Raw genomic sequence first — 17,110 nt, 5'->3', positions numbered from 1 at the left:
TGGATAAAATAACAGGCCGTCTGAAACTTCAGACGGCCTTTTTTATTGCAACTTTTCTTTTAAATTTCAAAACTGTTTGTTTCGCTGACTTTGCGTATCATGCCTGCCGCGACAGTATGGTTGGTGGCTTCGTCAATCAAAATAAACGCGCCTTGAGCATGGTTATCTTCGTATGCAGCAGCGGCGAGCGGCTGCTGGGTTTTGAGGCTGACGCTGCCGATGTCGTTGAGCTTGAGCGTTTCGGCGGATTCGACCCGGCTGAGGGTATTGACGTCCCAAACGTAGGCAATTTCGCTGATTTTTACGGGCGTGGTTTGGGTCGTGTGTTTCAGCAAATATTTACGACGCAGATTGAGCGGAATATCATCAAACCAGCAAAGCGCGGCTTGGAATTGTTGTTCGGGAACAATGGCGCTGTCGGCTGAAAAAATGCTGTTGCCACGTGAAATATCGATGTCGGTATCCAAAACGACGGTCAATACTTCCCCTGCTTCGGCAGATTCGGTTTTACCGTTGGCATTGTAGATTTCGGCAACCTTGGCAACATGGCCGCTGGGCAGGACTTTGACTTCATCGCCCACTTTCAGACGGCCCGCTTCCAATCTGCCTTGATAACCGCGGAAGTCGTCGCTGCTGCTGCCGTCTTGGCGCGCCACGCGTTGTACGGGAAAATGCGCGGCTTGGTCGGCGGCGTTTTGACGGTTGACGGGCAGGCTTTCAAGCAAAGGCAGAAGCGGCAAACCTTGATACCACGGGGTTTGGCTGCTGGCATTGACAATATTGTCGCCTTTTAAGGCGCTGATGGGCAGGAAGTGGATTTGTGCTTGGAGGTCGATTTGCTCCGCCAGTTTGCGATAGGCATCGGTAATGGCTTGATATTTGGCTTCGTCAAAATTTAGCAAGTCGAGTTTGTTGACGGCGACGATGATGTTGGGGCAGCCCAAGAGTTTCAAAATCGCGCTGTGGCGTTTGGTTTGCGGCAGGAGGACAGGTTCGCTGCCTGAAAAATCGACGCGCGTGGCATCGACTAAAATAATGGCGGCATCGGCAGTTGATGCGCCGGTAACCATATTGCGCGTGTATTGATCGTGTCCCGGCGTGTCGGCGATGATGAATTTGCGTTTGAGCGTGGCAAAATAACGGTAGGCCACGTCAATGGTAATGCCTTGTTCGCGCTCGGCGGCAAGGCCGTCTGTCAGGCTGGCGAAGTCAGGCGTTTCGCCGTTTTCGGCAGCGCGGTTGAGCTTGTCGAGCTGGTCGGTCAGCAGGGTTTTGCTGTCGTAGAGCAGGCGGCCGATGAGGGTGGATTTGCCGTCATCGACGCTACCGGCGGTGATGAAGCGCAAAAGAGGGGCGGTGGTTGCGGTCATGGTTCTTTCCTATTTCTCGTGATTTCTCAAACTGGACTCTACTTTAAACAGGCCGTCTGAAAATGGGAAAGAATGTTTGGTTGTTAAAAAAGATATTTTTGTTATATCGATTTTCGGCGCGTGGCCAACCAACAAACAACCGAACCTGCGCACACCATCCCTGCCCCCTGCCAAAACTGTACAGACAGCGGCGCACTGATGACAAACGAAGACACCAGCGCAGAAAACACAGGGATAAAATAAGATGCGCCCGCCAATACCGTCATGTTTCCGCGCGAAATACCGATGTTCCAAACCGCATAGCCCAAACCCATGCAAGACGCGGCGGCCAGGGCATAGCCGATGGACTCCGCATCAAAATTCAGACTGTGTGTCCCACCGATAAAATATTCCGCCCACAAAAGCAGCGACACCAGCATAAAGAAAAAGCCCACGCTGCTTCCTTCAGCCTTCACGCGCGCCGTTAGCGTGCAATATGCCGCCCAAAAAAGTGCATCAGCCAATGCCATCAGATAACCGACAGGATTGGTGCGGACATTGTGATAAATCCCCGAAAGCGACAATCCGCCGTCGCCGCCCAATACCGTGGCAATCCCGAAAAACGACAATACAAAGCCTATGCCTATCCACCATTTTGCCGGCTGCCCGTTGAAACAGACCGCGCCTAAAATAGTAAACGTCGGCCACAAATAATTGACCATACCGATCTCAACCGTCTGTCGGGCATTTTGCGCAAAACCGACCGAGAGCGACAAACACAGTTCGCAACCGACAAAAAAAATGCTCGCCCAAAGCAAATAGCCGCGGTTGTAATTACGCAAATGCGGCCTGCCGAAAATCAACCAAATCAACACAGTGGACAGGGTGTACATCATTGCCGCGCCGCCCACTGCCCCCATATGCAGGCTCAAAGAGCGTATCAGAGAAATGACGAAACTCCACAAAGCAACGGCAAGCAACCCGATAGCGGTGGCTTGTTTGGAGGAGATGTTTTGAGATAAGAAATGAATCATGGCGTATGTGCTGAAGATGGTTATATTAGGTTTATCGTAGTTTGAATATATCGTTTCTACATTAATTATTTTAACGGTTTCAAGGCCGTCTGAAAATGATTGTTTCAGACGGCCCTCTATTTGCAATTAGTCCTAAACATGACTATAATCCGCACCCAATTAGTCAATATTGAGACCAATTTATGAATCAGCTCGACCAACTTGGTATGCGCATCAGCCACATAGACAGCGCATTTGACCAATGGATTAAACAGCAAAACACCAACTACAATACCTTCGCCGTTCTCTACACCTTGGCTACCGAAGGCAGCCGCACTCAAAAATACATAGGCGAAGAATGGAGCCTGCCCAAGCAAACTGTTTCCGGCACATGCAAAACGCTGGCGGAACAAGGCTTGCTGACATTTCACGAAAGCGAACAAGACAAACGCGAACGTTTATTGTCACTGACCGAGCAAGGCAAAGAATCCGCTGCACCATTGGTGCAAAACATGCAGGAATTCAGCAAACGAATTTTTACCGCCTTCGGTGAAAAACGTGCAGCCCGACTGTTTGCCGATTTGGACGCGTTGTCCGAATTAATGGCGCAAACCCTCAATACTAAATAAGGAGGGCAACCATGTGGAAAATGTTGAAACACATCGGTCAAACACACCGCCGCAAACTCATCACAACCTTCTCTCTCGTCGGCTTGGATAACCTGCTCTTGCTGGTATATCCCGTATTTGGCGGCTGGGCGATTAATGCCGTTATGGAAGGCAACGTCTGGCAGGCAATGTTGTATGGTGTGGTGGTTTTATTGATGTGGATAATCGGAGCCGCCCGCAGGATAGCCGATACGCGCACATTTACCCAGATCTATACTGAGATAGCCGTCCCTGTTGTCTTGGAACAGCGCAAACGAGAAGTACCGCATTCCGCCATTACTGCACGCGTTGCCCTATCGCGTGAGTTTGTCAGTTTCTTTGAAGAACACCTGCCCATCGCTGCTACTTCGCTGGTCTCCATCTTCGGTGCATGTATGATGTTGCTGATATTGGAATTTTGGGTGGGCGTATTGGCTGTCGCGATACTTACCCTGTTTTTATGGTTGCTGCCGCGTTTTGCCGCCATCAGCGAAAACCTATATTTCCGTTTGAACAACCGGCTTGAACGCGACAACCACTTTATCCGCGACGGCAACGAGCATCAGCTCTACCGCCACTATGGCTGGGTTGCCAAACTACGCGTGCTGATTTCCAATCGCGAAGCCTTAGGCTATCTCAGTATCGGCATGGCAATGAGCGTATTGTTCGGCTTCGCCTTTATACACATGACGCTTAAAGGCTACGGCAGCGCCGGCCATATCTATTCCGTCAGCACTTATTTATGGATGTTTGCAATGAGCTTGGACGATGTACCGCGCTTGGTCGAACAATACTCCAATTTAAAAGATATCGGACAACGCGTTGAACTCTCGGAAGAAAACAATCTTTCCAAGGCCGTCTGAAACCTTAACACACTATCAGGACATATTATGAGTTGGTTTTATTTAATCTTAGCCGGCATGCTGGAAATCGGTTGGCCCTTGGGGCTGAAATTGGCTCAACAAGAAGGCTACCGTTGGCAGGGTATTGCTGCCGCCCTGGCCTGCATTGTCGGCAGCGGATTCTTTCTATTCCTCGCCCAAAAACACATACCGATGGGGACAGCCTATGCCGTTTGGACAGGCATAGGCGCGGCAGGCGCATTTTTAGTAGGCGTAGCCTTTTTCAACGATGCCGCCAACTTCGGCCGCTGGCTTGGCGCATTCTTAATTATTTCAGGCGTAATCGTCATGAAACTTTCCAGTCATTAAAAAACCGCAAAGGCCGTCTGAAACCAAGGCAGCCTTCTTATATTCCGAATATAACGAAATCATCTTAAATTAAAACCAAGCATTCTTTCCTTTTTTCAGACGGCCTGTTTAAAGTAGCGACTGTTCATTATTCAAACAATCGGCCATAGCCGTCCCAACAAAGGAAACAAAATGAGCCAAGCCAATCCACTGCCTGCCGAACTCTCCGCCCAACTCTCCGCCCTATCCCCCACCCAACTTGCCTGGCTCTCCGGCTATTGCTGGGCGCAAAGCCAAGGCGTATCCGGAACAGCAGCCGAACCGACCATCCTGCAAGCAGCCGCCCCGACAGTCAGCCGCCGCGTGTTAGTCCTCTCCGCCTCCCAAACCGGCAACGCACGCAGCGTTGCCGAATCCTTACACGCCAAACTTCAAGCCGCCGGCGTAGAAGCCCGCCTCAGCAGCGCAGGCGATTTCAAAAGCAAAACCCTGCCCGACGAAGACATCGTCCTTTTGGTTACCTCCACCCAAGGCGAAGGCGAACCGCCCGAAGAAGCCCTGCCCCTGTACAAATTCATCTACAGCAAAAAGAAACCCGACCTCAGCAAACTCACCTTTGCCGTCTTAGGCCTTGGCGATTCCTCCTATCCCAACTTCTGCCAAGCAGGCAAAGACTTTGATGCCAAATTTGCCGAACTGGGCGCAGGCCGTCTGAACGACTTGGGCATTTGCGACTTAGAGTTCCAAGCGAATGCCGACGCATGGGTAGCCGCCGTCGTACCCAAAGTAGCCGAATTGACCGCCCAAGCAGCAAGCCCTAGTGCAAACACCGCAGCACACAACCCGGCCATCCCAAGCAGCGGCACCGCATACACCAAAGAAAACCCCTACACAGCCACCCTCTCCGTGCGCCAAAAAATCACCTCACGCACCGCAGAAAAAGACGTCGAACACATCGAAATCGACCTCAGCGGCTCAGGTTTGCATTATCAGGCAGGCGACGCACTCGGCGTATGGCCGCTGAATGCCGCCGACCTCGTTCAAGAAATCCTCGACCTCAACCAACTGACCGGCAGCGAAACCGTCCAACTTTCAGACGGCCGCGAAACCGACATCCGCACTGCCCTGACCGAATCCGCAGACATCACCCAAAACACACCGGCATTCGTCCAACAATACGCCGAATTAACAAACAACGAAGCACTCAAAACCATAGCCGCAGATAAAGCCCAACTGGATGCCTACCTCGCCGCCACACCGCCCGTCGGCGTATTCGCAGCCTATCCGCACCCACTGGACGCACAAACCCTATACAGCCTCTTCCGCCCACAAACCCCGCGCCTTTACTCCATCGCCTCCGCACAAGACGAAGTCGGCGAAGAAGTCCACCTCACCATCGGCGTCGTCCGTTTCGACCACCACGACCACACCTACACCGGCGCAGCATCCGGCTACTTGGGCGAACGCCTCGAAGAAGGCAGCGAAGTCCGCGTCTTTGTCGAACCCAACCCCAACTTCCGCCTGCCACAAAACGGCGACACCCCCATCATCATGATCGGCGCAGGTACAGGCGTCGCCCCCTTCCGCTCCTTCATGCAACAACGCGCCGCCAATGGCGACAGCGGCAAAAACTGGCTATTCTTCGGCAACCAACGCCTGGCCGACGACTTCCTCTACCAACTCGAATGGAGCGATTGGCGCAAAGACGGCCTTCTCACCCTCGCCGACCTCGCATGGAGCCGCCAAGGCGAACACAAAGTCTATGTCCAACACAAAATCACCGAACGCGCGGCCGAAGTTTGGAACTGGCTGCAACAAGGCGCACACATCTACGTCTGCGGCGACGCCGCACGCATGGCGCGCGATGTCGAAAACGCCCTGATCGAAGTCATCGAAACCCAAGGCAAACTCAGCCGTGACGAAGCCGAAGACTACCTCAACGACCTGCGCGAAGACAAACGCTACCAACGCGACGTTTATTGATTGAATAAACAAAAATAAAGGCCGTCTGAAAGCTGAATTTCAGACGGCCTTTTTAAGGAACTTGCTCGGATTGTTATCAATTTATCTTGTCTTGCATTATAATTGTGCAAATTTGACTCACTCGAAAGAAAATAAATTGGAAGGATTACAACAACTTGTAGATTTATTGGTGGGTTTTGTCGATTGGATATTGAAATTACTGGCCTTCTTGTTTTAAACTACGTCCCATACTTTTATACATTAAAGACGTATTTTCATCATGCAAACCGCGCAATGCTCCGCTACTTTCTTCTATTGGTACCACACAAACGTGCGGTACTTTTTTGCGCTTGTCTGAAACAGACCAAATTGAAAATACGCAAATCAGAGCCGCCTCAATTGAGCGGCTTTTTTTATACCCACCATGGCCGCTTAAATCCACCCATTTTTAAGAAATAAGGAATACAGCCATGACCGCTTCAACCAAAATCCACAGCCAAACTCAAATGTTACACACCTGCCGCATGGTCGTTGACAGCAACAGCCACCACAGCATGCCCAACACGATCACTTTGCCTGATACGCCCGACAACCTCATCAGCGAAGCCTTAATTCCGCAAGTACGCACCATCGCGACTTTGATTGCCGCAGAGCGTCACGATTTCAATCAAAGCAGCCCGAATGTTTTTACTGATGAAGCGGATTTCTTCGCGGCGCGTATTTTGGTTTTGGGCGTACGCCGTTTCCATTTGGACATTACCCTGTTACCCATGCTCAAAACCGCCAACAAACGCGCCGAAGCCTTTGCCAAACGCCATCATATGCCCTTCTCTCCCGCTGAAATGCAAATGTCCCTGCACACCCGCCGCCCTGCCAACCTGCTGATTATCGAAACCGAACACGAGATGCCTGCACTGGGCAATCTGGCCGCCAACAGCCGTGCATTTGCCGCGCAACTTTCCAATATTATTTTGTAAAACCACTTGAAAAACAGGGAAATGGTTTAATATTAGGCAAACACACTCCGCCGAAATCTCGGCAAAGACAAACTTCTCTCAGGAAAAACAATGAAAAAACTGATTGCCTTAGCCGCCCTTTCCACTTTCGCCCTTGCTGCCTGCAAAGACAATACCCAGGCACAGCTTGAGCAGCAACAAAAACAAATCGAAGCATTGCAACAACAGTTGGCACAACAAAACGGCCAACAAGAAGACAATACGGTTTACCAGCTCACGCCTGAAGCTGTGAAAGACACTATTCCTGCCGAGGCACAAGCCAACGGCAACAACGGCCAACCGGTAACCGGTACAGACGGCCAACAATACATCTACGACCAATCCACTGGCAGCTGGCTGCTGCAAAGCTTGGTGGGTACGGCAGCCGGTGCATTTATCGGCAACGCATTGGCCAATAAATTCACACAGGCGCGCAATCAAAACAGCCCGATTGCCCGTCAAGCCCGTGCCAACTATTATCAAAGCGCACGTCCAAACGGACGCACCAGCCAACAGCTGAATACGCGCACCCTGCGTGCTCAACAGCAAAATGCCCAGCAACAACAACGATACCGCGAAACTACGCGTCAGCCTCCCAACTACCGCCGCCCCAGCATGGGCCGAGGCTTTGGCCGCCGTCGCTGATTCGGTTTATATCCCATCTTTGCTATAAACGCTCCCAATATAAAAGGCCGTCTGAAAATCAGTTATCCTGATTTTTCAGACGGCCTTTAGTCCTTCTCTATTTTCTTATTGCAGACTTGTGGGTCTGTCTGTATGCGTTATGCCCAGAAATCGCGAGGTGCGTCCAATACGGGTTTGACGATACCGGTGCGAACAGCAAAATCGCCGAAGCCTTCATCATCGAGTCGGTTTTGCGCCCAATCGGCCACCCAGCCTTCAACAATTTCAAGGATTTCAGGTTCGGTAATATTTTCTTTAAACAGGCGCGGGATGCGGGTGCCTTCGCGGTTGCCGCCTGCGTAAAGGTTGTAGCGGCCGACGGCTTTGCCGACTAAACCGATTTCCGCCAGCATGGCGCGGCCGCAACCATTCGGGCAACCGGTTACGCGCAAAACGATGTATTCGTCTTCCAAGCCGTATTTGGCGAACATTTCATCGATTTTATCGGAGAATGTCGGCAGGAAGCGTTCGGCCTCCGCCATCGCCAGCGGGCAAGTCGGCAAGGCAACGCAGGCCATGGAGTTTTCACGCTGGATGGTAATCGATTTGCTGATAAGGCCATGATCTTTGGCGATTTTATCAATCGTGTTTTTCAATTCGGGCGGTACATTGGCAACCACCAGATTTTGGTTGGCCGTCAGACGGAAGTCGCCGGGATGGATTTTTGCAATTTCACGCACGCCGGTTTTCAAAGGTCTGCCGGGATAATCGAGCAGGCGGCCGTTTTCAATAAACAAAGTCAAATGCCAGTTGCCTTCATGCCCTTGTACCCAGCCGATATGGTCGCCGCGATGGGTGAATTCGTAAGGGCGGATGGGTTCAAATTTAATGCCCATACGCCTTTCGACTTCTTCTTTGAACACATCTACGCCGACGCGTTGCAGCGTATAGCGTGTACGCGCTGCTTTGCGGTCGCTGCGGTTACCCCAGTCGCGCTGGGTGCTGACGACGGCTTCGGCGGTATTGAGGGTGTATTCCAACGGAACGAAACCGAATTCATAGGAAATATTGGGATAAGTTTTGGTATTGCCGTGTTCGCTGGATAAACCGCCGCCGACCAATACATTAAAACCCACCAACTTGCCGTTTTCTGCAATCGCCACAAAACCCAAATCGTTGGAATGAATGTCCACATCGTTATCAGGCGGAATCACAACGGCAGTTTTGAATTTGCGCGGCAAATAGGTTTTACCCAAAATCGGCTCTACATCATCGGCAATTTCTTTATTGCGCGGCTCGGTCGGCTCGGTCGTGAACACTTTTTCACCGTCCAGCCAGACATCGGCATATGCCATGGTACGCGGCAGGAGGTGCATACTGATGCGCGCCGCCCATTCATAGGCTTCTTGGTGCAGAGTACTTTGTACAGGATTACTGGTGCACAACACATTACGGTTGACATCGCTGGCTGTGGCAATGGAATCGAGACCCAGTTTGTGCAATGCCTGATGCGCCTGTTTTAAATCGGTTTTCAGAATACCGTGGTATTGGAAGGTTTGGCGGTTGGTCAGGCGGATGGAGCCGTAAATCGTATTTTCACCGGCAAATTTGTCGATACCCAGCCACTGTTTCGGCGTAATGATGCCGCCGGGCAAACGGCAACGCAACATCATGTTTTTTAAAGGCTCAAGCTTTTGTTCGGTACGCTCGGCACGGATATCGCGGTTGTCCTGTTCGTACATGCCGTGGAAGCGGATAAGTTGAAAGTTGTCGGCGGTAAAGCCGCCGGTAAAGTCGTCTTTCAACTCTTCTTTAATGGTGCCGTGCAGATAATCGCTGCGTTCTTTCAAGGCTTCGTTGCCAGAAAGCGGTGTATCAGGCAGCTTGGCGCGCGGGTCGGTCGTGGTAGCAGTCATTGAAGTACTCCTTATTTTTGGTATAGGCGTTACTTTAATGAGGCCGTCTGAAAATGGGAAAGAATGGTTTGTTTGTTTTAAAGACGATTTTGTTATATTGGTAAAATGCCGCATTTACCTATAGCTAATTTGAATTTACTATATTTATGTTCTGACTGATGAACGTTGGCAGATTAGAAATAAATTAAACAAATGGCTTACATCATTAGCCTGCATCAAGCCCGATTCTAATTAAATCCACTATAATCCATTATTTTCCACGGGCTTAAACCGTAAAAATACAGCAAGCAAACTTTATGTCTCACTCCCTTATACGCACCTTCGCTCAAACTTTTGGTTTTCCCTATACAGAAACGTTGCAAGAACTGCCCCCTCTGGAAGACAACCGTCATCTGCATTTGGGTGCATTAGCAGATTTCTACCGCCATATGGACGGTACATGGCATTCCGACAATCCGCTTGCCGATTATTGGCTGGAGATGGAAACTCTGTTTTTACATTGGGTAACTTATCCCAAGTTGCCCAACAGTTGGCACGATTGGGCCTTCGGCTGGGATAGGAAGACCAAGCAATATCTGCCTACACAAGGCTGGCGTGAAGAATGGGCGATATTTGGCATAATGTTCGACGATTCAATTCTTTTTGCCGATACTGCCGCCCCTGACAGTCCTGTTTATTGGCTGATAACAGGTTACGGTACGATAGAAAACCGCCGCCTTGTCGCTCCTTCCATAGCAATACTAATGCAAACCTTATTGGCAATTTATGATTTTGAGTGCGAATGGCGGAAAGCAGGCGGAGAGTTTTACGATGAAGAAAGCTGTGACATACCTTCAGCATTATATTCTGCTCTGCATGATTTACTACAACGGGAACTGCCATCGGAATGCGCAGCAGGATTTGAAAAAGCGTTTTGGGGCTGATGCTGTAATTGCAATCTAAAAAACCTATTCTCTGCCGTCTGAAATTTTGACTTTAAGAAACAATTATTTAAAATAATATGATTGATTCATTTGAAATATCAGTTTGAAAATTCTTGAAGAATTAATAGGCTGCTGAGACATAAAAAGGCCGTCTGAACTTTGCTTTCAGACGGCCTTGATATTGTACGGGACAAACTGATTAGGCTTGTTTGTTCCAACGTTCGATAGATTCTTTGATGACTTGTTTCGCTTCTTCCACATCGCCCCAAGATTCAACTTTAGTGGTACCTGCTTTTTTCAGGTCTTTGTAGTGGTTGAAGTGGAACTCGATTTGTTTGATCAGTTGTTGTGGCAAATCGGCCAAAGTTTTGTAGGCGTTGCCGTTGTTGCGGTCGTCGGCCGGAACGCAGACGATTTTGTCGTCCACTTCGCCGTCGTCAACGAATTTCATCACGCCGATAACGCGTGCTTCCAGGAAAATACCGGTTGCCAAAGGCTGCTCGGTAACCAGCAATACGTCCAATTCGTCACCGTCTTCGTCCAACGTTTGCGGAATGAAGCCGTAGTTGGTCGGTTTGGCGAAAATTGCCGGTTCAACGCGGTCGAGTTGGAAAGCGGCCAGTTTGCGGTTCCATTCGATTTTGTGGTTGCTGCCTGCTGGGATTTCGTTGACAACGTTGATGATGCCGCCGTCCACGTCGCCCGGGGTCAGGATTTTGTTGAAGTCTGCCATGATGGTTTCCTTTGATTTTAAAGAGAGTCAAACGGCGAAAGTATAGCAAACCCAAGGCCGTCTGAAAATGTGAAACTGTCGTATTCAGACGGCCTTTTTGGCATTCAGCCTTTTGACCAGTTCTAAAATTGCGCGTTTATTGGAAGGGGAAAACACTTTTTCCGCCGCTTCTTCCGCACCAAACCAACCATAGGCAACGTGTTCGTCCGGTTGCAGGACGATGGGCGTATCGCGCGGAATTTGAGCGGAGAAGATGTGTTCGCGGTTTTCAAAAACGCCTTTAGGATAGCGATGGCGCCAGTAATGATAGATTTCATAAACGGTGCTGTCGTGCCAGTTTTCCAACTGTCCGTCTGCAAGGAGGATACCGGTTTCTTCCCACACTTCGCGCCATGCGGTTTCTTCGATACGTTCGCCTTCTTCCAAGCTGCCGGTAACCGACTGCCAAAAACCTTGCGGCGCCGTGCGTTCAATCAGCAGGATATTGCCGTCTTTATCATGCAAAACGACCAAAGCGGAAACGGGATACTTCAAGGGCTTACCGCTCATGGCTTATCCTTGCCGGATTGATTGGGGAGGCTGATTTTTTGTAGTAAGTAAGCCGAAAGGTTTTCCATGTCTCACTCAAAAATGGGAATTGATATTCAGACGGCCTTTGCCGGAAATCCGCAAAGGCCGTCTGAAATTATACCTGATTTAACTGCGCCAGTTTCCAAGACACCAGCTCTGCCGCTTCTTCCGGCGAGTTTGCCTTCAATCCTGCTTCGCCAAAATACGAAATTTTAGGCAAATCACACAAAAACTTATCAATGTCTTCTGCCGTCAAAAAGCGGCCGTGCAAATCGAAACCGACGTTTAAAGCACGCCCTTTGATTTCCGCCATCCTGTCATGCAAATGCCCGTACAAGTGATACCAGCCTTGATAGCAGCCGTCCCATTCCTGAATCGGATAGTGAAAGAGAACCAGCGTATTCTTAATTTCCGGCAATTTGAGTTTCATATACGGCCGTATGGACGACAGCAGCGGATGGCCGTCATGCTTGGTTTGACTGCGGAAAAAGTCGGCATACTGCCGAATCACATGATCATGATTGCCGTAAATCAAGTGATGTTGCCCGTTTAAACGCGATAAAACGCGCTCTATCTGCTTATGGTCGTGGGCAAAGGAAAAATCGCCCAAGTTGTACACCGTATCTTCAGGCGTAACGGTTTCATTCCATGTCTGAATTAAAAATTCATCCATCTGCTCCACGTTATCGAACGGTCGAAATTGCGGGCAAAATTTGGCGATGTTTTTATGTGAGAAATGTAGGTCTGATGTGAAGTAGATTTTGCTCATACCGTGCTTTCTGCGTTGCAGGCTTGAATCGTATCACGCTCGGGCGTATGCTGAGTAATGTTTTTATGTGCTTCAAGGAGTTCGTATGCGTTTGGTTATTGCCGCGCCGGCCAACGGCGCAATATTGAAGGACGCGCTCAAAGCGCATCTGCAAAACGACCCGCGGGTCAGCAGCTTGGTCGATTTATCCTCGCCCGAAGGAAGCTATCCGCAACTCTCGTTTGCCGCGGCCGAAGAAGTCGCGGCAGGACGAGCCGACCGTGCGCTGTTGATTTGCGGTACCGGCGTGGGGACGGCAATCGCCGCCAATAAGGTGCGCGGCATACGGGCGGCGACGGCGCACGATTTGCTCACCGTCCGCGGCTCGGTGGAAAACTATAACGCGCAGGTTTTATGTATGGGGCAAAACGTCATTGCTGCACCTGCCGCTTGGGCATTGGTCGATATCTGGTTGGATTTGCGCCATGACACAAGCAGCGGCTATGCGCCTAAAGTCGGCGAAATCGAAGCGTATGAGCGCGAAAAATAAATACGCATTGCTCCCTCTATTTTCAGACGGCCTTACAACTGTCTCAAAAACGCTTGAATAAACGCGATTTTATCCAATTCCGGCATAGCGTTGAACGCTTCCTGATGGTCGTGAATATAGTCGATTAAAGGATAAAATTCTTCATCGACATGGCGTTTGTCCAGTTTGCGGCCGATATTGCCTTCGTTGCTTCGTCCCAGAAACTTGGAAATCAGGTAATACGGCGATTTGAGTTTGAACAGCATTTCGCCGTTTTGCGCATCAAATACCATAAAGCCTTCGTGTTCCACGTTTTTCAGACGACCTTTCAGCTCGCCGAACGTGATGTTTTTCAGCATTTCGGGACGGCGGATGCTGTATTGTTTGCCGATTTCGTCCAATTCGGCCTCGCTAAACTGACGGCCTGTCGCCACATCGATGCAGCCGATTAGGGTTTCGCCCAATGCTTCGCGGATGATGTGCACGTCTTTTGCGTCTGTGATTTCAAACAAAAAAGTATGGTTCGGATAAGCGCGGAACAGGGTTTCGTATTGCGCGCAATGTGCGGCGGTCATGTCGGCAAACGCGCTATCAAGCGAACCGGTGGTCGAATACAGCACTTTGCCATCAAACTCCGCGCCGTGGGAAGGATGGTCGTCTGAAAGCAAGACGAAAGTGCAGCAGCCGAGGAAGCCGTTTACTTTCACCACCGCGTCCACCAGTCTCTCGTCGCTGATTCGGATCGGATAACGGCTGCCTTTGGCAATACGTTCCGAATAATTGAACACTTTTTTAAACGGGCGCACGATGATTCGATTATGCGCATCGATAATCAAACCGCGCATTTCCAGCAAAGCATCATCAAAGCGGTTGTTATAGAACACGCTGCGGGCATATTTCAACACGCGCAACTCAGGATAGCGCTTGGATGTTTTGGCAGTAAAGTTGCGGCTGCCGTGTTGCAGATAATGATTGGTCACAAAGGTTTGCTGCGCTTCATCAAACACCAGCGGCTTATGCTCGATAGCCTGCATCTGTTCAATTTTTTCTAACTGTTCCGCATTTGCCGGCTGCACGGCCTCAATGTGGATTTCGTTTGCCACACGGTTTTGGTTCAGCTTAATATACGCCGCCAACACGTCATGCTCTTTCACGCCGTGCAGGTTGGGATAGAAATTGTGCAGTCGATAAATTTCTGTTTCAAAACCGCTTTTCTCCGCCTGATCCAATAAATGACGGCAACGTGAAGCTTTTTGGTTGGTATTGGAATTAATGATCAAAATATTTCGATTCGGATTTTGACGTCCAAGTCTCAACGTTTCAGTCATCAAAGCATTGCCGCGTTTTTGCGCCTTATCCACCGCTTCACCCGACCAGCGATACTCACCGTATTCATCGGTAATGAACAAATCGTTTTCAATACGGACCACTTCCGCATCCGGATACTGCGCTTTAAATTCGGCGGCTTTTTGTTCGGCGAAAGTCGATTTTCCCGAACCTTGATGACCGCGGATTAAGATGAATTTTTGCATTTTGTTTCCTTATTCTTTTTCTCAGTTTGTCCTGAATAAATAGGCCGTCTGAAAAATATTTCCACCCTTTTTTTCAGACGGCCTTAGCTTTAGTTCACAGCTGCCAACGGCGTTTTCTCAATCTCTTCTACCCAGAAATCTGCGCCCATACCTTGCTTGGCGAACGAGCCGATAAGCGTGAATACTTGGTCGGAGAAGCCGCCGATGTTCAAGATATCGTGACGGTTTCGTGCTTGAGCCTGGACGTAGGGCTGGATATCCAGACAAACGAGTTTGGCTTCCGGACAACGTCTTTTCAGAATGTCCCACTCTTTCATCAGTCTGGTTGTTGCGCCCCATCGTTGGCTGTCATCTGCCCAACTTTCGTTGTCTGACACGATGACAACCAAATCCACGTCGGCTTTTTCGCGGTTCAACATGGCGAGCGGTGCGCTGCATGCCGTTCCGCCGCCGCCGATATTGGCGAGTTTTTCGGCGTTGGTCATGATGCTGTCACGCGGATTGAGCTTGACGTTTACCGTGATTTGTTCAAACGGTATCACTCGGGCTTGCGGGTTGGTACGCAACATGGCGGCGGATACGAGCGCGGCAATGTCGATGCAGCGGGTTTTGCTGGTTGCGCTGCCGCGATGGCCGGTAACCGAGCTGTGCATAGAGCCGGAGACGTCCGGGCAAACCACGACTTTGCCTCGGATAGCCGGTACGTTTTGTACGGCGGTTTCCATCGCGTCTTGCAGCGCTTCGCGGATTTCAAACGGCATTTGATTAGATGTTGCCTGATACGCGGTCAGCAATTGGTAAGGCAGGACGCGGGCACGGGCAATGGCGGTTTCGTCACGCAGTTTTTCTGCCACCATTTTGATGTTTTTGCTTTTGGCAAACACTTCGTGGCGCAGGAAAGTATTCAGATTTTGACGAACCTGCTGCCATGAGCCGTTGCGGGCAATCTCTGCCCAGTCGCCGCTGTTCAAGTCTAAAGCGGTGAGCATTTGGAAGGGAACATTGGGCAATGTGCCTTCTCGGCTTTGCTTGTAGTCTTCAAAAGCGCGGGTAATGGGCGGCAATGCTTCGCGGTCATAAGGTTTGCCGATCAGCCATGCAAACCAAGCGGCACGCCATGCTTCACGCGGTTTGGGGTGCACCATTTTGACCACGTCTGCCAGCGACGGCGAATTACCGACGGCGGCGTTAAGCAGTTGTTTTTCGGTGGCGGTCAAAAGCCAGGTCTGCATCAGTTTTTTCGGACGGTTGCCGAAAGATTTTCTGCCGACTGCGCCGCTACGGATAATTTGTGCGAAGTTACGCAACATTTTACCGTTGTCCACCACTTGGTCGAATACGCGGGCGAGCATGTTCACGTCTTTTTGTGCCAACACGGCAAGCAAAAGCGCTGGCATGTCTTTCATGAAACCTTTTTGACGGGCATATACGGCGGTTTTGGCGATAAACTCGGCATCCAGGTTTTCTGCCAATTTCAACACTTGGTCAAGCTGGCTTTGGGCATCGGCATAGTAGGTATTGTTCAGACATCCGGTAGCGGCAAGCTGGGCCAGCTGTTGTTTGTGTGTCAGTGTGTAGGCGATGCCGCCGGCTTCGTTATAAGTGTCGGTTTTAGTCAAACGGTTTTTAATAGATTGAAACAAGGTAGTATTAGCCATTTTCATTTTCTTTCATATTTTTGGTTTGAGGCCGTCTGAACTTGTTTTAGCTTTGTTTTTCAGACGGCCTTGAATAGGTGGCAGCATAGCGGCTAAAGATGAAGAGAAGCGTTTTTAACTGAAAGCTAATGTATTCTCTTCCGGGCATCCGCCTACTGCCGTAGGGCGACTAGTTTAATTAGGATCATTCAGGTTTGTAGCAAGGAAGGAATGTAATCCTAATGGCATTCACCCATAAGGGGTGGTACATTGGGCAACAAAGAATGGAGAAATTTTTACGCGCTCTATCCACTGAGCTACTCTGCCATAGTTGGCGGCAGAGACGGGACTCGAACCCGCGACCTCGAGCGTAGCAGGCTGTAATTCCTCCGGCATTTGCCGTTTGCACCGAAAACGGTTTTTATATCGGCCCGCCTGAATATTTCAGACGGCCTCGAATAGGTGGCAGCGTAGCGGCTAAAGATGAAGAGAAACGGTTTTAACTGAAAGCTAATGTACTCTCTTCCGGGCATCCGCCTGCTGCCGTAAAAATAATATGGCACACAACAAGTTTTTAAGGGAAACATGCCTTGGCTCTACCAACTGAGCTACTCTGCTATTTGGAACAACAGAGACAGGACTCGAACCTGCGACATAAGGATATCCATGTTGTAGTTTCCCTAGGCATTTGCCTGCCATATTGAAAAAGGGTGGGCGACTAAATAAACAAGACGTTCAACGT

The 17,110-nt window shown here is 50.0% G+C and carries 16 protein-coding genes; 8 read left to right on the top strand and 8 right to left on the bottom strand.

Going from position 1 to position 17,110, the window contains the following annotated elements; translation table 11 throughout:
* Window positions 1-59 precede the first annotated feature (59 nt).
* Together RRV97_RS01990 and yddG are read right to left on the bottom strand one after the other, a co-directional pair.
* Window positions 60-1,370, bottom strand: a complete 1,311-nt coding sequence (locus RRV97_RS01990; RefSeq protein ID WP_315611809.1) for a sulfate adenylyltransferase subunit 1 — start codon at window positions 1,368-1,370, stop codon at window positions 60-62.
* 101 nt (window positions 1,371-1,471) lie between these two features.
* A complete protein-coding gene (gene yddG / locus RRV97_RS01985; RefSeq protein WP_315611808.1) occupies window positions 1,472-2,383 on the bottom strand; it encodes an aromatic amino acid DMT transporter YddG in 912 nt (303 codons plus the stop codon).
* A 182-nt stretch (window positions 2,384-2,565) separates the two neighbouring features.
* Here yddG and RRV97_RS01980 point away from each other — a divergent pair, with 182 nt between their 5' ends.
* From RRV97_RS01980 to RRV97_RS01955, 6 genes are all read left to right on the top strand, one after another.
* On the top strand, window positions 2,566-2,991 hold the full coding sequence (locus RRV97_RS01980) for a MarR family winged helix-turn-helix transcriptional regulator (RefSeq protein ID WP_254344108.1): 426 nt from the start codon (window positions 2,566-2,568) through the stop codon (window positions 2,989-2,991).
* 11 nt (window positions 2,992-3,002) lie between these two features.
* A complete protein-coding gene (locus RRV97_RS01975; RefSeq protein WP_315611807.1) occupies window positions 3,003-3,872 on the top strand; it encodes an ABC transporter six-transmembrane domain-containing protein in 870 nt (289 codons plus the stop codon).
* Window positions 3,873-3,899: 27 nt separating this feature from the next.
* Window positions 3,900-4,220 carry a multidrug efflux SMR transporter gene (locus RRV97_RS01970; protein WP_315094349.1) on the top strand — a complete coding sequence of 107 codons (321 nt, stop codon included), beginning with the start codon at window positions 3,900-3,902 and terminating at the stop codon, window positions 4,218-4,220.
* Between the two features lie 171 nt (window positions 4,221-4,391).
* Complete coding sequence (locus RRV97_RS01965) at window positions 4,392-6,182, top strand: assimilatory sulfite reductase (NADPH) flavoprotein subunit (RefSeq protein ID WP_315611806.1); 1,791 nt, start codon at window positions 4,392-4,394, stop codon at window positions 6,180-6,182.
* A gap of 449 nt (window positions 6,183-6,631) precedes the next feature.
* Window positions 6,632-7,138 (top strand): hypothetical protein, encoded by a 507-nt coding sequence (locus tag RRV97_RS01960; protein WP_315611805.1) that lies wholly within the window; start codon window positions 6,632-6,634, stop codon window positions 7,136-7,138.
* A 90-nt stretch (window positions 7,139-7,228) separates the two neighbouring features.
* Window positions 7,229-7,801 (top strand): hypothetical protein, encoded by a 573-nt coding sequence (locus tag RRV97_RS01955; protein ID WP_315611804.1) that lies wholly within the window; start codon window positions 7,229-7,231, stop codon window positions 7,799-7,801.
* A gap of 137 nt (window positions 7,802-7,938) precedes the next feature.
* Here the strand turns inward: RRV97_RS01955 and cysI are convergent, their stop codons facing one another.
* Window positions 7,939-9,696 carry an assimilatory sulfite reductase (NADPH) hemoprotein subunit gene (gene cysI / locus RRV97_RS01950; protein ID WP_315611803.1) on the bottom strand — a complete coding sequence of 586 codons (1,758 nt, stop codon included), beginning with the start codon at window positions 9,694-9,696 and terminating at the stop codon, window positions 7,939-7,941.
* A gap of 296 nt (window positions 9,697-9,992) precedes the next feature.
* Between cysI and RRV97_RS01945 the strand changes: the two genes are divergently transcribed.
* Window positions 9,993-10,619: a hypothetical protein gene (locus RRV97_RS01945; RefSeq protein WP_315611802.1), complete on the top strand. Its 627-nt coding sequence runs from the start codon at window positions 9,993-9,995 to the stop codon at window positions 10,617-10,619.
* Window positions 10,620-10,818: 199 nt separating this feature from the next.
* On the opposite strand, the gene RRV97_RS01940 is transcribed toward RRV97_RS01945, so the two are convergent.
* From RRV97_RS01940 to RRV97_RS01930, 3 genes are all read right to left on the bottom strand, one after another.
* On the bottom strand, window positions 10,819-11,352 hold the full coding sequence (locus tag RRV97_RS01940; RefSeq protein ID WP_003678634.1) for an inorganic diphosphatase: 534 nt from the start codon (window positions 11,350-11,352) through the stop codon (window positions 10,819-10,821).
* A gap of 84 nt (window positions 11,353-11,436) precedes the next feature.
* Complete coding sequence (gene nudB, locus RRV97_RS01935) at window positions 11,437-11,901, bottom strand: dihydroneopterin triphosphate diphosphatase (protein ID WP_315611801.1); 465 nt, start codon at window positions 11,899-11,901, stop codon at window positions 11,437-11,439.
* A 136-nt stretch (window positions 11,902-12,037) separates the two neighbouring features.
* Window positions 12,038-12,691 carry a metallophosphoesterase gene (locus RRV97_RS01930; protein ID WP_204788913.1) on the bottom strand — a complete coding sequence of 218 codons (654 nt, stop codon included), beginning with the start codon at window positions 12,689-12,691 and terminating at the stop codon, window positions 12,038-12,040.
* Window positions 12,692-12,776: 85 nt separating this feature from the next.
* On the opposite strand from RRV97_RS01930, the gene RRV97_RS01925 reads away from it, so the two are divergent.
* Window positions 12,777-13,220, top strand: coding sequence for an RpiB/LacA/LacB family sugar-phosphate isomerase (locus tag RRV97_RS01925; protein ID WP_070823576.1), 444 nt, complete (start codon window positions 12,777-12,779; stop codon window positions 13,218-13,220).
* A 32-nt stretch (window positions 13,221-13,252) separates the two neighbouring features.
* On the opposite strand, the gene RRV97_RS01920 is transcribed toward RRV97_RS01925, so the two are convergent.
* Both RRV97_RS01920 and RRV97_RS01915 read right to left on the bottom strand, forming a co-directional pair.
* Window positions 13,253-14,731, bottom strand: coding sequence for an RNA ligase (locus tag RRV97_RS01920; RefSeq protein WP_315611800.1), 1,479 nt, complete (start codon window positions 14,729-14,731; stop codon window positions 13,253-13,255).
* A gap of 89 nt (window positions 14,732-14,820) precedes the next feature.
* Entirely contained in the window at window positions 14,821-16,395 is a 1,575-nt protein-coding gene (locus RRV97_RS01915; RefSeq protein WP_315611799.1) for an RNA-binding protein, read from the bottom strand.
* Window positions 16,396-17,110 lie beyond the last annotated feature (715 nt).

The organism is Neisseria sp. DTU_2021_1001991_1_SI_NGA_ILE_055 (assembly GCF_032342915.1).
Taxonomy (GTDB): Bacteria; Pseudomonadota; Gammaproteobacteria; order Burkholderiales; family Neisseriaceae; genus Neisseria.
This window is presented reverse-complemented; position numbering and strand designations above follow the sequence as displayed.

Excerpts from the sequence above, each read along its gene's own strand:
- RRV97_RS01940 (WP_003678634.1), bottom strand. The coding sequence starts at position 11,352 with ATGGCAGACTTCAACAAAATCCTGACCCCGGGCGACGTGGACGGCGGC.
- RRV97_RS01980 (WP_254344108.1), top strand. The coding sequence starts at position 2,566 with ATGAATCAGCTCGACCAACTTGGTATGCGCATCAGCCACATAGACAGC.
- yddG (WP_315611808.1), bottom strand. The coding sequence starts at position 2,383 with ATGATTCATTTCTTATCTCAAAACATCTCCTCCAAACAAGCCACCGCT.
- RRV97_RS01915 (WP_315611799.1), bottom strand. The coding sequence starts at position 16,395 with ATGAAAATGGCTAATACTACCTTGTTTCAATCTATTAAAAACCGTTTG.
- RRV97_RS01990 (WP_315611809.1), bottom strand. The coding sequence starts at position 1,370 with ATGACCGCAACCACCGCCCCTCTTTTGCGCTTCATCACCGCCGGTAGC.
- RRV97_RS01930 (WP_204788913.1), bottom strand. The coding sequence starts at position 12,691 with ATGAGCAAAATCTACTTCACATCAGACCTACATTTCTCACATAAAAAC.
- cysI (WP_315611803.1), bottom strand. The coding sequence starts at position 9,696 with ATGACTGCTACCACGACCGACCCGCGCGCCAAGCTGCCTGATACACCG.
- RRV97_RS01965 (WP_315611806.1), top strand. The coding sequence starts at position 4,392 with ATGAGCCAAGCCAATCCACTGCCTGCCGAACTCTCCGCCCAACTCTCC.
- RRV97_RS01955 (WP_315611804.1), top strand. The coding sequence starts at position 7,229 with ATGAAAAAACTGATTGCCTTAGCCGCCCTTTCCACTTTCGCCCTTGCT.
- RRV97_RS01920 (WP_315611800.1), bottom strand. The coding sequence starts at position 14,731 with ATGCAAAAATTCATCTTAATCCGCGGTCATCAAGGTTCGGGAAAATCG.
- RRV97_RS01975 (WP_315611807.1), top strand. The coding sequence starts at position 3,003 with ATGTGGAAAATGTTGAAACACATCGGTCAAACACACCGCCGCAAACTC.
- RRV97_RS01960 (WP_315611805.1), top strand. The coding sequence starts at position 6,632 with ATGACCGCTTCAACCAAAATCCACAGCCAAACTCAAATGTTACACACC.
- RRV97_RS01945 (WP_315611802.1), top strand. The coding sequence starts at position 9,993 with ATGTCTCACTCCCTTATACGCACCTTCGCTCAAACTTTTGGTTTTCCC.
- nudB (WP_315611801.1), bottom strand. The coding sequence starts at position 11,901 with ATGAGCGGTAAGCCCTTGAAGTATCCCGTTTCCGCTTTGGTCGTTTTG.
- RRV97_RS01970 (WP_315094349.1), top strand. The coding sequence starts at position 3,900 with ATGAGTTGGTTTTATTTAATCTTAGCCGGCATGCTGGAAATCGGTTGG.
- RRV97_RS01925 (WP_070823576.1), top strand. The coding sequence starts at position 12,777 with ATGCGTTTGGTTATTGCCGCGCCGGCCAACGGCGCAATATTGAAGGAC.